The organism is Sporosarcina sp. FSL K6-5500 (genome assembly GCF_038005665.1).
In the GTDB taxonomy this organism is placed as follows: Bacteria; Bacillota; Bacilli; order Bacillales_A; family Planococcaceae; genus Sporosarcina; species Sporosarcina psychrophila.
The window spans coordinates 804,326-818,517 of sequence record NZ_JBBOTP010000001.1 but is presented as its reverse complement, the minus strand read 5'-3'; the positions used below and the strand labels follow the sequence as shown (position 1 = coordinate 818,517).

Annotated in this window: 13 protein-coding genes; all 13 read left to right on the top strand. The window is 42.0% G+C overall.

The window, feature by feature from the left end:
• Nucleotides 1-40: 40 nt before the first annotated feature.
• The 13 genes from MKX62_RS03550 (at nucleotide 41) to MKX62_RS03490 (ending at nucleotide 14,179) form a co-directional block, all read left to right on the top strand.
• Nucleotides 41-280, top strand: coding sequence for an EsaB/YukD family protein (locus tag MKX62_RS03550; RefSeq protein WP_067212643.1), 240 nt, complete (start codon nucleotides 41-43; stop codon nucleotides 278-280).
• Between the two features lie 13 nt (nucleotides 281-293).
• Nucleotides 294-1,649 carry a type VII secretion protein EssB gene (gene essB, locus MKX62_RS03545; RefSeq protein WP_340740738.1) on the top strand — a complete coding sequence of 452 codons (1,356 nt, stop codon included), beginning with the start codon at nucleotides 294-296 and terminating at the stop codon, nucleotides 1,647-1,649.
• Between the two features lie 45 nt (nucleotides 1,650-1,694).
• A complete protein-coding gene (gene essC, locus MKX62_RS03540; protein ID WP_340740737.1) occupies nucleotides 1,695-6,176 on the top strand; it encodes a type VII secretion protein EssC in 4,482 nt (1,493 codons plus the stop codon).
• Nucleotides 6,173-9,001: a type VII secretion protein EsaA gene (gene esaA, locus MKX62_RS03535; protein ID WP_340740736.1), complete on the top strand. Its 2,829-nt coding sequence runs from the start codon at nucleotides 6,173-6,175 to the stop codon at nucleotides 8,999-9,001. The genes essC and esaA overlap by 4 nt, the downstream gene beginning before the upstream one ends.
• A complete protein-coding gene (gene essA / locus MKX62_RS03530) occupies nucleotides 8,991-9,527 on the top strand; it encodes a type VII secretion protein EssA (RefSeq protein ID WP_340740735.1) in 537 nt (178 codons plus the stop codon). The genes esaA and essA overlap by 11 nt, the downstream gene beginning before the upstream one ends.
• Nucleotides 9,528-9,538: 11 nt before the next feature.
• The gene (locus tag MKX62_RS03525; RefSeq protein WP_340740734.1) at nucleotides 9,539-9,901 is read left to right on the top strand and encodes a DUF5082 domain-containing protein; all 363 of its coding nucleotides are present in this window, start codon (nucleotides 9,539-9,541) and stop codon (nucleotides 9,899-9,901) included.
• Entirely contained in the window at nucleotides 9,898-10,200 is a 303-nt protein-coding gene (locus MKX62_RS03520; RefSeq protein ID WP_187045863.1) for a YwqI/YxiC family protein, read from the top strand. The genes MKX62_RS03525 and MKX62_RS03520 overlap by 4 nt, the downstream gene beginning before the upstream one ends.
• Nucleotides 10,197-11,774 (top strand): ribonuclease YeeF family protein, encoded by a 1,578-nt coding sequence (locus MKX62_RS03515; RefSeq protein WP_340740733.1) that lies wholly within the window; start codon nucleotides 10,197-10,199, stop codon nucleotides 11,772-11,774. Before MKX62_RS03520 ends, MKX62_RS03515 begins: the two co-directional genes overlap by 4 nt.
• Before the next feature lie 20 nt (nucleotides 11,775-11,794).
• Nucleotides 11,795-12,559 carry a hypothetical protein gene (locus tag MKX62_RS03510; protein WP_340740732.1) on the top strand — a complete coding sequence of 255 codons (765 nt, stop codon included), beginning with the start codon at nucleotides 11,795-11,797 and terminating at the stop codon, nucleotides 12,557-12,559.
• 21 nt (nucleotides 12,560-12,580) lie between these two features.
• Nucleotides 12,581-13,036 carry a hypothetical protein gene (locus MKX62_RS03505; protein WP_340740731.1) on the top strand — a complete coding sequence of 152 codons (456 nt, stop codon included), beginning with the start codon at nucleotides 12,581-12,583 and terminating at the stop codon, nucleotides 13,034-13,036.
• Nucleotides 13,033-13,482: a DUF5085 family protein gene (locus MKX62_RS03500; RefSeq protein WP_340740730.1), complete on the top strand. Its 450-nt coding sequence runs from the start codon at nucleotides 13,033-13,035 to the stop codon at nucleotides 13,480-13,482. The genes MKX62_RS03505 and MKX62_RS03500 overlap by 4 nt, the downstream gene beginning before the upstream one ends.
• A gap of 73 nt (nucleotides 13,483-13,555) precedes the next feature.
• Nucleotides 13,556-13,894: a hypothetical protein gene (locus MKX62_RS03495; protein WP_340740729.1), complete on the top strand. Its 339-nt coding sequence runs from the start codon at nucleotides 13,556-13,558 to the stop codon at nucleotides 13,892-13,894.
• 27 nt (nucleotides 13,895-13,921) lie between these two features.
• Nucleotides 13,922-14,179: a DUF5085 family protein gene (locus MKX62_RS03490; protein WP_340740728.1), complete on the top strand. Its 258-nt coding sequence runs from the start codon at nucleotides 13,922-13,924 to the stop codon at nucleotides 14,177-14,179.
• The last annotated feature ends 13 nt before the right edge of the window (nucleotides 14,180-14,192 follow it).

Sequence of the window (14,192 nt, the reverse complement as noted above, 5' to 3'; positions counted from 1 at the left end):
CCTAAAAGGAAGGCGCTTTTCCTTCATTGAGGTGGAAATTATGTATATCGAAATTACTGTAGATCTTTCAAATTACGAGGGCGATATAATCGATCTTAGATTGTCCGATTACTATACTATGAAAAAAATGATAGACATTGCTTGGCAGGCAAATTCTATTTCAATAAATCCGCGTGAAGGTCACTGGATACGGGTAGTTAATAAAGACAAGCTATTTCCAGGGCATTTGACACTGGCACATTGTGGGATTAGGACAGGTGACCGTATTGAAATCATTTGAAGGAGAAAAAAAGATGCCGACTCATGTACATACATATTTAAAAGATTTGATAGGTGTAGAGATCAATGAAGAAGAGAACAAAAGAACATTCATCTTTCAAAAAGAACGTTTCGGATTTAAAAGAAGTACTGAGATTGTCTTTTTAAAAGAAGTCAATCCTGAAATCAGAAAAGAAATTGTCATAACAGATGACGAGTTAATCATACAAGCAGACATTCCAAGTTCGTTGAAACAGTTTGATGAAATTCAAACGGAAGATGCTAAGTCAAGATGGATGTTTGCGCATCAGCTTGTAGAAAAGGTTGATGCTCATCCGTATCCCCGTCTAAATCTTATCGTTTGTCCCGAAAATATAGTGTATAGCAAAGGCATGGCCCCTGTTTTCATCTATTACGGGGTGATGGAGAGTTTGCCGCCATTTAGGAATGATGCAGAGCGCGTCTGGCTGGAAACAAGGGCGGCAGTAGCTGCGGCAGTAGATGGCTCATTCACATATGAAGAATATTTAAAGTATAACGAGGTCCTGGAGCTTAATGAGACAAGTGCGAAAGTGATGTCCATTCAGGATAGCCGAGCGTTACTCGACTATATTGAGCAACAACTTGAAAGTTTGGATATCAAAGAACAAAGCTTTGTGAAATTACCGCGTAAAAAGTGGAAAATGACTAAATGGTTATCTATCGGTCTTAGCGTGCTACTTATTCCAGCACTACTATTTGCATTTATTTATTTCATACACGAAAAGCCGAAAAACGAAGCGTACATTGATAGCCATGAATACTTTTTGCAGCGAAATTATAGTCAGGTTGTCACCGTACTAAGCCCGTACAGCATAAAGTCGATGCCTTATGTGATGCTGTATGAACTGGCTCATTCGTTCGTGACAAACGAAAAATTGGATGAAGAACAAAAAAGAAATGTGCTGTCGAATATCACATTGCAAACAGATTCGGACTACTTGAAGTATTGGATTTATCTTGGCCGGGGGGAAGCCGCGAATGCGGTTGATTTGGCTAGGTCAATGGAAGATGGTGAACTCATCACTTTTGGATTACTTAAAAGACGTGAAGAACTCCAAGCTGATCTTACGCTTACAGGCGAAGAGAAACAATATCTGTTAGAAGAAGTAGATAGAGAAGTGGAAGAGTATGAAAAATTGATGGAGCAGAATGAGGAAGACGAGGCAGAAAAAGCCGAAGCCGAAGCAGAAATAGAGAAGCAAGAAAAGGCAGCTAAAGTAGTAGAGCAAGAAAAGCTAGACAAAGTTGAGAAGCAAAAAAAGGCAGCCGAAGCAGAGAAACAAGATAAAGCAGACAAAGTAGAAAAGCAAGAGAAGGTAGATAAAGTTGAAACAGTAGATAAGGAATGAAATTCGTAAGCGAAAACTAGGAACTAAAAAAAGAAGGTGTACATGATGAAACAACTATGGGTGTTTTACGGGGAACATTATCAACGTATCGATGTGGATGAAAATTCTTTTACTTCGCTAACTATCGGGCCAGCTATCGAAAATGATATCACAATCCTGTCGTACCCATTTACATCGGGCCATTTCACAGTAGCGAAGGAAAAGGATGGTTTTACGGTTCATGATGGAGTCGATCACGTCGGTCGAATATCGGACAAAGGGAGTTTGTCGATTGAACAAAAAGAACTAATTCTTCATTTATATGTCTTAACTGCTCCCGCTTCTACAAAAACGTACTATCTCGACTATGAAAATGAAGTTTCGTTTGATAGTCGACTTGAAACGGCAACATTCAATCGGGAAGAAGTTACTTTTTCAAATGTAGAATCCGGTCATTTTTCATTGAATAAGACATTGGCTGGCTGGATTATTAAGAAAAATTACAGTTGCCCGCTCTATGTGAATGGCAAACGAGTTGACATGAATGAGCCCCTTCAAATCGGAGATGTAGTTCAGTGGGCGTTCATGGAAATGAAATTAATCGAACAAGACATTTTAGAAGTCGTTACTGCTGCCCAGTACGAAACCCGACTGTCAGAAATTGACGTACCACAGTCTGAACTCGTTACGATGTATCCCGATTACAGACGGACACCCAGAATGATCTACGACTTGCCTGAAGACAAAGTGTCACTATCCTTTCCAACGCAGGAAAGTGATGATTCAGGGCGCGGTCTTTTGCTTATTATTGCACCGCCGCTAGTTATGCTCATCGTCATGGGGCTTGTTGCCATTTTGATACCCCGTGGGATTTTCATCATCATTTCCATTTCGATGTTCCTCATGACCTTGGTCACTTCAACTGTGCAATTTTTTAAAGATCGAAAAAGACGTAAGGTAAATGAAGCGAAAAGACGCCGTGTCTACACAATCTACTTGCAAAATATGCGTCAAGAACTATATGAATTATCCAAAAAGCAAAAAGAAGTATTGGACTATCATTTTCCACCGTTTGAACAGATGAAGCAATTGACGAATCAGTTGTCGGGTAGAATTTGGGAAAAGACATTGGAAAGTCATGATTTTATGGAATTTAGACTTGGTACCGGCAATGTGCCCGCTAGTTATGACATTAAGTTGTCATCGGGGGATTTGGCGAATAGAGAAGTCGATGATTTGTTGGAACAAGCACAGCGTATGGAAACGGTCTATAAGGAAATTCCAGGTGCCCCAATCACTGCCCGTATATCGCAAGGAATTTTAGGACTTATCGGAAAAGCATCGATTATCAAGCGTGAATTACGCCAGATCGTTGGGCAGCTCGCATTTTCTCATAGTTACCATGATACACGTTTCATCTACATCTTTAACAACAAGGACTACGCAGACATTGAATGGATGAAATGGTTGCCACATTTCACACTTCCAAATATGCATGCAAAAGGATTGATTCATAATGAAGAGACGCGCGATCAGTTGCTGTCGTCACTCTATGAAATAATTCGCGAACGCGATATGGATGACATGAAAGGGAAAGTGAGATTCACACCACATCTCGTATTCATCGTTTCCAATTACTCGTTAATTGCGGAGCATGTCATTCTAGAGTACTTGGAAGGGAAAAGTAATGAGGATCTCGGCATTTCTGTCATATTTGCTGAGTCGGCACAAGAGCGTATGACTGAAAATGTTCATACGCTTGTCCGTTACGTAAATGACTGGGAAGGCGATATCCTCATCAATGCTGGAAAAGCAGTTAATACGCCATTTCAACTGGATGCCTATGATGAGAAAACGAATGAACGCTTTGCCCGAATGCTGAAGTCGCTCAATCATCAGATTGGTATGAAGAATTCGATACCGAGTTCGGTCAGTTTCCTTGAAATGTTCGGGGTGAAGGATGTTAAAGATGTTCCGATTGGAAGCAATTGGCTGACGAACGAATCTTCGAAGTCACTTGCCGTTCCAATCGGTTTAAAAGGAAAAGAGGAACTTGTTCATTTGAATCTACACGAAAAAGCGCATGGTCCTCATGGTTTGCTGGCAGGGACGACGGGTTCAGGGAAAAGTGAATTTCTTCAAACGTATATTCTATCGCTTGCCGTCAATTTCCATCCCCATGAAGTCGCTTTTCTATTGATTGACTATAAGGGTGGAGGAATGGCGCAACCGTTTAGAAATATTCCTCATCTATTAGGCACCATCACAAACATTGAAGGCAGTAAAAACTTCAGTATGCGTGCACTTACTTCTATTAATAGTGAACTGAAAAGGCGGCAGCGTTTATTCGACCAATACGTCGTCACACATATCGATGATTACACGACGCTCTATAAGGAAGGAAATGCAGCTGAACCCTTGCCGCATCTGTTCCTGATTTCAGATGAATTCGCAGAGTTGAAAAGTGAAGAACCTGAATTCATTCGCGAGCTAGTTAGTACCGCCAGAATTGGCCGAAGCCTGGGGGTCCATCTTATTTTGGCAACACAAAAACCGGGCGGTATCATCGACGAACAGATTTGGAGTAATGCCCGTTTCCGTGTCGCATTGAAAGTACAGGATGCATCGGATAGTAAAGAGATTTTGAAAAATGGCGATGCTGCCACAATTACTGTAACCGGTCGAGGCTATTTACAAGTGGGGAACAATGAAGTCTATGAATTGTTTCAATCTGCTTGGAGCGGCGCGCCGTATATGGAGGAAACATTGGAGGGCGAAGATGACATTGCGATTGTCACGGACCTTGGTCTGCATTCTCTTTCCGGTATCGAAACAAATATCAGCAAAAAAAGAAGCGGTCTAACGGAAATGGAAGCCGTAACAGCAAAAATTGCACAAACACAAGCGGATATGTCCATCCGGAAGTTAGCGAGTCCGTGGTTACCGCCGCTGGCAATGCGAATCGAAACGATGGAAGATCGTTCTGCAATACAAGTTGGCTTTCCGCTCGGGATGATTGATGAGCCAGAAAAACAAAGTCAAACACCAATTGGTTATGATTGGACGAAGGATGGCAATCTGGGTGTTTTCGGATCATCAGGGTATGGAAAGTCGTATACACTGCTGACGACAGTTCTTGGAATAGCTGATCATCTACCGCCGAGCGAAGCGAACTTTTATATTTTGGACTTCGGCAATGGATCGCTACTACCACTCCGGCAACTACCGCATACAGCTGACTATTTCACGCTGGATGAAGAGTTGAAGCGGGAAAAACTCGTTAAGTTGATGAAAGATGAGATTACGAAAAGGAAATTGGCATTCCAACAAGCGGAAGTCAGCAATATTAATATGTACAACGAATTGTCTGCGCATCGTTTGCCGCTAATCTACATGGTTGTCGATAATTACGATATCATCCGTGAAGAGATGGAAGAGCTCGAAATGCAACTGATTCAATTCGGGCGTGACGGACAGTCGCTTGGTATTTATCTGTTTATCGCTGCGACGCGCGTGCAGTCAGTTAGACAATCACTCATGAATAATTTGAAAACGAAAGTTGTTCATTATTTAATGGATGCGACAGAATCATTTACAGTCATTGGACGTGTCCCATTTGAGTTGGAGCCGTTCCCTGGCAGGGCCATTATCAAAAAAGAGGATCCACATTTCGCGCAAGTTTTCCTTCCGGCGCCGGGGACAAATGATTTCGAAGTCCTGGAAGCGATTAAAATGATTGCCCGAGAACTGAAGGAGAAATACCGTGGGCAGGAACTTCCTCAACCGATTCCGATGTTGCCGTTCGAATTGACGTCAACCATTTTCCCTTCTTATGTATCAGGGGAACAGGAAAATGGACTTGTTGCAATCGGATTGGATGAAGAAACAGTACGGCCGATAAAGATCGACTTCAGGAAAAATCGCCATTGTCTGCTAGTTGGACAAGTACAGCGAGGAAAAACAAATACATTGAAGTGGATCCTTCATACGCTGATGGAGCAAGACGTTGGCTTCATCGCGATATTTGACTCATTTGACCGGGGCTTATCCATGTTTTCTGGAGACTCGAAAGTCGACTACTTGGAAACGAAAGAACGTCTCATGGAGTGGCTAACGCAAGCTGAACAATTCTACATTCAGGCCGAAAATGCGTATCTGGAAACCGTCCAGTCAGGAAATAGGGCAGCTGAACTTGTCCCTTCTTATTTCATCATCGATGGCTATACACGGTTTTTACAAGTAGCAGATATTGGCATACAAGATCGCTTATCGAAGCTGATGAAAAAGTATTCCCACTTAGGGTTCAATGTCATTATCTCTGGAAATAATGCGGAAATCACGAAAGGCTACGACGCATTCACGAATGAATTGAAGCTGGTTCGCCAAGCGCTTATCTTCATGAAAAAATCGGAGCAGACATTATATACCGTTGCGTACGAACGCAAAGAAATGGATCTTCCGTTAGGATTTGCACATTATATTTTGAATGGCAATGCTAGTAAAATACAAATTCCGTTAAGTGAGATTGAGAGGAAGATTCTGCAATGAAAAAGAATAAGAGTTTACTGAAAATTGGTGCGGGAATTGTACTGATACTAGCTGTTCCCATTTTGTTTTTTCAACTACTAGGTGTGAATCTGTTTAACGCGGATAGTTCCAATAAACGAATTATAGCGATTGTCAATGAAGACCAAGGTATGTCCAAGGATGATGAAACCGTCGATATGGGAGAAGAGGTTGTTTCCATTCTAGCCGAAGATTCAAAGTATGAATGGAAAGTCATGAGCCGTGGTACCGCTGTTAACGGGTTAAAATCGAATCAGCATGAAGCGATTGTGTATATTCCTTCAGACTTCTCGGAAAGCATCATGTCATATGATCAGCAGAATCCTGAGCAAGCGGAATTCTCCTATGAAGTACAACGCCAAAAAGCGGGTTCAGAAAAAGAAAAAGTACTCCATGAAATTGAAACGGCCACAAACCGTGTAAACGAAAAGGTTTCGACACTCTATTGGAGTTATGTTGCACAAGAAATGGATCATATTAAAAAAGAGTTCACAACTATTCTGGGCAAGGAAACAGAATTCCTTACTGCGATGTCCGACTATTATAAACCAGGGTCCGAGAAGCTAGCGGAAGAGATGAAGAGCCAGAAAAAACAAATGGAAGGACTGCGCTCCGTAATCAGTGATGCAAATAATGGTCATAATGCCCGAATTGAAAATGCCGACTCATTCGGACAGCAAATGAACGGTTTCATCACATATGTACAGCAGTATAAAGAATTTCAACAACAGCAAAAAAATATTCTTCAACAAGTCCAAGATGACAGTCTAGCTAAGATTCATGCTGCTGCGGCAACTCAAGCGAGCCAGTTCAACGAATCGGTCCAGATGCTTGAAGAAAATAACGAAAAGTTAAACGGTGAAATTGTCAAAGTGAATGAAAAAATTGACGCGAATAAGGAGAAATTCAATGCACTGTCCGATTTGCGTAAAAACGAAGTCGATCGACAACTAGTGGACCTTCTTGTCGTCCAAGGAACTGCAATTGACCGCTATAATAACTCGATTTTAGGTAATTTAGAAAAAGGAATTGCGGCTGGAAAAGACGGATCGGCTGTAGGTGGCACAACTAATCCAACAGCTGATCAGCAACAAATGAACGCAATCAAAGAAGAAATGGACCGCAAAGCCGGTGCTAAGCTCGCAGCTGCATTGCCAGGGCTCGAAGAAGAGCAAAATAAAGTGACTGCGATTTTAGCAGCATTGACCGCGATGAAAGCGAGTGTTGCCGAAGCGACTCCCGATTCCACATTCATAAGTGAATTGGAACAGCTTGAAGGCGAGCTATCATCGATGAACACAGTCATGTCAGAAAAGGAAGCACTTTGGAGCGGTACAAAGAAAGAAGGAACGGATGATTATGTAAAAGCATCCACCGACTACAAGGATCTGGTTGGTGATTATGATGTATTGAACAAAGAATATGAATCGGTTCAACAAATTTTGAATTCAGCCCCTGCAGATACAGCGCAGATGATTTATCAAATCAAGCAAAAAGAAGCATCCCTTCTTAAGCACGATGGATTGTCGGGGGATCAACGGAATAGATTAGCAGACTTGTTTGCGAAGGGTGCTGCTAGCACGGAAACTAAAACATTGTTGAGCTATTATGCAACGCTCGAACAATTTGGATTTACCCTCGACGAACAGGGGCAAAGCACGCATAAAGATGGCGTTCTAAAAGATGAAATCTTAACCGCATTATTGAAAAACGTTGTCGAGATGAATGAAATTGAACTCGAAGGCTGGACTTCTGTAGGGGACGGTATCCCTGAAACTGAGCTCGGTATGAGTGAGTTGAGTACAACGTTTGCTGCAATCATGTCCGGTTACAAAGAAACAGTGCAAGAGCAGCATGCTGCGCTATTGAATGATTTGAGTATGATTGATGAGCAAGCAAACGTTTTACTTAGCCAGATTCAAAATACTGCAGGCGAACCTGTTGCGGCAACAAGTGAAGGCGAAGTTGCTGCTAGTCAAAGAAATGTGAGTGGTCAACTTGTTTCGCTCAGCGGCATGATGGATTCATTATCAGAGAGGCAAAAAGGTCTTGTCAATTACGCGAGTGATCTAACTGCAAAAGCGGATAATATGAAAGAAACGTCTACCGCATTCAGCGATAAGTGGGAAACGAATGTGGATGCAATGTCAGCATTTGATACGGATATTCAAGACTTTCTTGGTAACACCTATGTTGACGGGCAAGAGAATGGCTATGTGTTCAATCATTTTGTCAATCCACTCCAGGTAAAAGGAGAGGCCGCATTTGCGGATGAAGTGAGGAAAGTACCTCCTGTTATTCTACTACTCATTTTGCTTATTAGTAGCCTGTTAATTGGTTTCTTTAGTTATCAAATTAAAGAAGGTCCAATTGGCTTCCGCTTAGGATTGACTTGCATGCTGTCTTTACTCGTAGGTCTTATTATCAGTCTCTACAGCATAAACATGTATGTGCTGAATGACCAACGTGCAGTTGAATGGACAGTATTCACCATCCTTCTCCTATTGGCTAGTGCCGCGGTTATTCGGGCAGCACTTGAATTCGGGCAAACAGCAGGATGGATTGCGAGTGTCGTACTGATGTGTCTATACATTACGCCGCTTCTAATCCTTGCAGTACCTGAAATAAACATTCCAGATATTTTATCGACTGTTTATATGTCCATAAAATATGAACCTGAAACGAACTTCATATGGGGAGCGGTACTTACAGGAATCATTGCGATTGCGATGATCATGATTTCTTATTTGATCAATAAATACAAAACAAATGACACGTCTACGGCAGAACAAGCTCATGACAACTAAATCGACTTGGCTGCTACTTGTAATCCTGTTAATCGCTTGGACGGCGGGTCATAGTACCGTTCAAGCAGCTCCGGATGATGAACCCAATCTCGATTTGGAACCAGTTGTTTATGAAAAACTAAAGTTCAAGAAAAACACCGATTATTTGCATGACAGTAAAAAGGTTGAGATGAAAAACACAATCCCTGTTAAACAGTTTGATATTTACTTTGATGGTAGAAGGCAATTACCGAAGAGAAGCAATGGATCCTATCTTTTCCAAACTAAGGAACGTGGAGAGAAAAGTACTGTCGCAGCAAAAACAGCCGAACTCGGTCTCTTTACCAGTGCTGAAAAGAGTGGAAAGAAAACCAACGCTGTCAAGATCGTAGAAGAGAATACCGCTACTAATAAGCCGAGGACACTGATTTTATTGGCCATTATTGTGGCTGGGCTTGTTACCTTGTTTACGTTTTTCTTGCCAAAGCTAGTCAACACTTCTGAAGGGGATCAACGAAATTTACGGAGTGATAAAACAACAGGATAGGAGGAAAAGACTTGCTGGCTTATTACAATGAACTATTACGGAAAAAGCTGGAAGAAGTGAGGCGTCTCACCAAATGCCAATCAGACTTAGGGATAAAAAAATCGGAATTTCAATCGGATGAAAAAAAGTGTCTGGAACCAGAATTATCTACGAGTACATGGCACGGTACGCTGGCCACTGCTTTTCAAGATATTCGTGAAGCGGGAATCCATACACCTTTCCTGGAAATAACCGGAGCCCAGTTCACGAACGTGTTTACTGCAATTGCTGACAAGATTAATTCGCTTAACGCTGAAATCGTTTCTATCGAACAGACCATTGCGCGTCTTGAGGCGGAAGCTAAGGAAGAAGCAGAGGAGGCAAAAACTAGATGACTACCGAAGTGAAAATAGTGTATGCAGATGTTGAAAGTAAAATCAGTGACATGAGCAATGCAACCACATTGCTTAATCCGAAAGCGGAACCACCAATTACAGGGAATACACTGGATGTCGTGACGAAATTGACGGAGCTTTCGACTAAGCTAGAAACGTTACTAACGAGTTATCAAACGGTGCTTCTTGCTAATAGTGTAACGACTACCAATTCAGTCAAGTTTATGAGTGAATCGGATGAAAAAGTAGCATCTGTCATGCAGTGCACACTTGCAGGACCGAAGCAGGTGTCACAATGAAGGTACTGGACGTCAGCCCATTTGAAGAAGGTTTGCAGAACAATATTACTATGCTCAGCCGTTTGGAAGGTGAGATGAAAGCAATTGAAACTGCCGTTGGAGGACTCGTTGCGCTGGATGATTCCCTGAAGGGACAAGGCGGGAACGCTATCCGAGCATTTTATAACGATTGTCATATGCCGTTCTTACAGTTTTTCACGACCTTTAAATCTTCTTATGACAGCGTTCTAAGCCAAATGAAATCCGCTCTCGACACGCTGGAATCGGCTTCGAACGGTTACATCCAAGAAAGTTTTCTCGAAGCGGACGTTAAACAAGGACTGACAACAATTGACCAATTAACGCTCACTTTGACGGACGAAGCGAATGCTATCATGGATGAAGTCAGTGACATCGTCGCTCTTCCGCACTTGAATGACAGCGAAGTGCACGAAGGCGTGAAACGTGCACAAACGAAGCAGGAAAAAACGGTCACTGATCTCCATGAATTCGATGCAACGCAGACAGCCGCATTAACGCAGATTGAAGCGGATTTGCTGACAATGGAACTGTGGTTGCTTGAAATAGAAGGTATGATGAGCAATGGCCTGACCGATATAGATTTTCAACCTGAACAGTGGGCGGAGCAATCGGAAAACCAACCGCTCAAAACAGAACTGCAACACCGAGTTGACGTTATGAATGGCGTTGTCGAAGACGGTTCAGAGGATGTAACGGGAGAGGTATCAACAGCTTCTGCCAATGGCTATGTAATGATGTTGAAAGAAGCTGTCGGTTTGGCAAAAAAAGCGAACAGTACGATTACTGGAGGGCTTTCTAGTTTTGGCATGTATGTTGCAGGTAAAGACGGTGGTTTGAGTACTTCAAGACACTTAAATCTGCAAACAGGCAACTATTCATATCGCATCAATGCAACCCAAACCGCATTAGACCGTTTAAAGGTCAATCCCGATGCGAGAGCACTTAAAGAACTCATGGCAGGACTTCCTAAAGGGAATAAAAAATGGTCTCCGAAGCATTATGGCATTCAAGCTACCAATCAGGCGATGCTGAAGTTTGCGTCACAGAAACCGGGACAGAGCGGCTGGTCAGGTACTGGAGAGAGTGTACTGAAAAAGCATCCAACTTTGGCTTACTGGAATGACCAAGCAACCATTAAACAACAGGCAAAAACAATAGGAACAGCGACCATTAAAGGCGCAGGTAAGTCCTTTACGGATGTCGTTGATTTTAAAGGCATTGCGAATAGCGGCATTGTAAAAGGAGCTGCTAAATCACTCGCACCTTTAGGAGCAGGTCTTAGTTATTATAGTAACTATTCTACAGCGAAAGACGAAGGACTAGACGACGGTGCAGCTGCAGGTAGGGCAACAGTTGACACGGCAATCGATTTAGCGATCGGCGGCGCAGTACAAGTCGGATTCACTGCAGCCGGTACAGCGCTAATCCCAATACCGGGTGTAGGTACCGCAGTCGGTGTAGTGGCAGGAATAGCAGTGAACTCCTTATTGAATGTTAAATTTGGAGATGACGATAAATCAGCAATGGACCATATTAAAGGGTGGTTCCATTGAGCGAAGAAAGGGTGCATTTGATGTCCTCCAAACGAACAGTAGAAGATTTCGAAGTACTGAGAGGACCTCTTGAATCGGGTAGACAACGTCCCTCCGCTTTGGCGGGTATCCTTGTTCTATGCGTATTTTTACAGGCATTACTATTTTCACTGGAATACTTTGTTGCAGGAGATGTGACAGCTTATCCATACAAAGATGAAATATTGAAGGTTCATTTCTGGATAACGGCGGGACTTATTGTGCTGTCTCTTATTTATGCAATTCCAGCAGTGTATAAAAGAAGTGGCAAGGTCCAGTATTTACTGTCCATCTTAGTGGCCCAAAACCTATTTTCCGTTTCTCTTTTTATCTGTGCATTATTTTTCATCGGAAAGAAAGGGGAAGGCTCGTCGGTTGCACCAGAATCACTTCTGAATTTCACCTATATCACACTCCTGATAGGGTTACTGGTTTTTATCGCAACATTCGTTCGTTTCGCTATTTTACTGCGCAATGGACATTATCGCAAAGGGTCGAAAAAAGATGAGCTTAGAACACGGTTTGAAACAAAATCGTACATACCAGCCGCTGTTCTTGGCGGAATTGGATTGGTCTTTGTGATCCAGTACATTGCCAGGACCTCTGCAATCACAGATATCAATATCATGGTTGTCATTGCGATAGGCATTTTACTGTTCTACGTAATGCTATTCATCCTGCCCGAGCAGCTCGTCATCTTGTATTGCAAGTTCCGTTTTAAAAGCTTTAATTTTAATGAACAAGGAAACTTATATAACGAAAAGTGATGTTAGAAAGGGTGTTTGTAAATGGGGATTGAAAAACGTTCACTGATTTTCAATAACGTACTAACATATGAAACAGAACAAAAAAAAGAGAACTGGCAAGAAGCCATCTTCATGCTAGAAGAGTTCACGCTCAATAAAGATGTCTACAAAAACGGTCCGCTGTTTTTCTCGTTTGTTCAAAACCTAGGGGATGAAACGTCTGGAAAATTCACCTACTACTTGCCAATCAGCAGTCCAGTCGTTTTAGTAGATGACTCTGACTTTACTTTCCAAGAAAACCTAAGCATCGGAAGTGCATTGGTCATGCGGCAGGCGGATGAAAAAGTGGATTTCGCGGCTGCCCATGAGGAAGTAAAGGCATACGCCAACACGCAACAAATTGAATTGGAGACTACCTATTATTGCGTTTTACTGGATGTATACGGGGATATCATCATCGATCTCTATGTGCCGATAAAAGGGCAGGGCGATGCATGATGATTGCAGAAAACCATCAGATTGCATACCGCAATGTCACGTCCAAACTATATAACTTTTTACCCGAAGAAATTGATCTTGCTTTAACGGATTTTGTCTCGATTCTAGACGAGTATGGCTACCAAATTACGGGACCAATGTTCTTTTCGATCATCAGTAATCCGACCGATGAAGTCATGACAGCTGAATTATTCCTTCCCATTAAAGGGAATCATTTTATAATCCCGAAGGAAGCAGAAGTTAATTTCCACAGCTATTTCCTAGTTGACCGTATGCTCACGACACGAATCAAAGGCAATTTTGAAGTGGAAGCACAGGTGAAGTATTGGGAGCTTATGGAATATATGAACGCACATGAAAAAACTCAAAAAACACCTATTTTTGTAGAGTACAAAAAAAGCCGCGCAGGACAGACCTATACGGAGATGAGTGTAGGGGTTTTATAATACTTATTAAGAAGATTAGGTCAAAAAAACTTGACTGGCTTTAAGTCTTTCAAGGTTTTTTGAGTTTGGAGGTGTGCTATTCGTTGCTACTCTCATCCGATTTTCTGTTTTATTGAAAAGAGGGAAGTATCAAAAGGGATCGAAACGAGATGAACTCCGAGCGAAATTCGAAACGAAAACGTATATTCCAGCCGTTATTATTGGAAGTACTGGACTTGTGTTTATCGTTCAATTTGTCGTGAGAACGTTCAATTTGGCTGATATCGAAGAGGCTGTCATAACAGTCCTATGCTTTGCCGTATTCTATACGATGATTTTTGTATTGCCCGAGCAGCTCGTCATCTTGTATTGCAAGTTCCGCTTCAAAAGCTTTAATTTCGATAAAAGGGGTTATATGAACTCTGAAGACTAAGCTGTAGGAAAGAAGTTCTTTTCCATTATGAACAATCCCACTGCCGAACTGTTTATTCCAATTGAAGCAGAAGAGGAAATTAATTTCAGCAGTTATTTCCTGATCAACCGTATGATTATGACTCGACTAACAGATGACTTTGATACCCAGTCACAGGTGACGTTTTGGGAGCTTCTCATTTATATTGAAGAACATGAAATGAGTCGAAAAACACCCATATTCGTAGAGTTCAAAGAAACGAATGCAGGGCAAACCAATGTGGAGATGTCTGTAGGCGTGCAATGATGAACAGACGATG

What these genes read in the sequence shown, in the direction of transcription:
- essA (WP_340740735.1), top strand. Translation starts at nt 8,991, where the DNA reads ATGACAACTAAATCGACTTGGCTGCTACTTGTAATCCTGTTAATCGCT.
- MKX62_RS03510 (WP_340740732.1), top strand. Translation starts at nt 11,795, where the DNA reads ATGTCCTCCAAACGAACAGTAGAAGATTTCGAAGTACTGAGAGGACCT.
- MKX62_RS03505 (WP_340740731.1), top strand. Translation starts at nt 12,581, where the DNA reads ATGGGGATTGAAAAACGTTCACTGATTTTCAATAACGTACTAACATAT.
- MKX62_RS03490 (WP_340740728.1), top strand. Translation starts at nt 13,922, where the DNA reads ATGAACAATCCCACTGCCGAACTGTTTATTCCAATTGAAGCAGAAGAG.
- MKX62_RS03550 (WP_067212643.1), top strand. Translation starts at nt 41, where the DNA reads ATGTATATCGAAATTACTGTAGATCTTTCAAATTACGAGGGCGATATA.
- MKX62_RS03520 (WP_187045863.1), top strand. Translation starts at nt 9,898, where the DNA reads ATGACTACCGAAGTGAAAATAGTGTATGCAGATGTTGAAAGTAAAATC.
- essC (WP_340740737.1), top strand. Translation starts at nt 1,695, where the DNA reads ATGAAACAACTATGGGTGTTTTACGGGGAACATTATCAACGTATCGAT.
- esaA (WP_340740736.1), top strand. Translation starts at nt 6,173, where the DNA reads ATGAAAAAGAATAAGAGTTTACTGAAAATTGGTGCGGGAATTGTACTG.
- essB (WP_340740738.1), top strand. Translation starts at nt 294, where the DNA reads ATGCCGACTCATGTACATACATATTTAAAAGATTTGATAGGTGTAGAG.
- MKX62_RS03500 (WP_340740730.1), top strand. Translation starts at nt 13,033, where the DNA reads ATGATGATTGCAGAAAACCATCAGATTGCATACCGCAATGTCACGTCC.
- MKX62_RS03515 (WP_340740733.1), top strand. Translation starts at nt 10,197, where the DNA reads ATGAAGGTACTGGACGTCAGCCCATTTGAAGAAGGTTTGCAGAACAAT.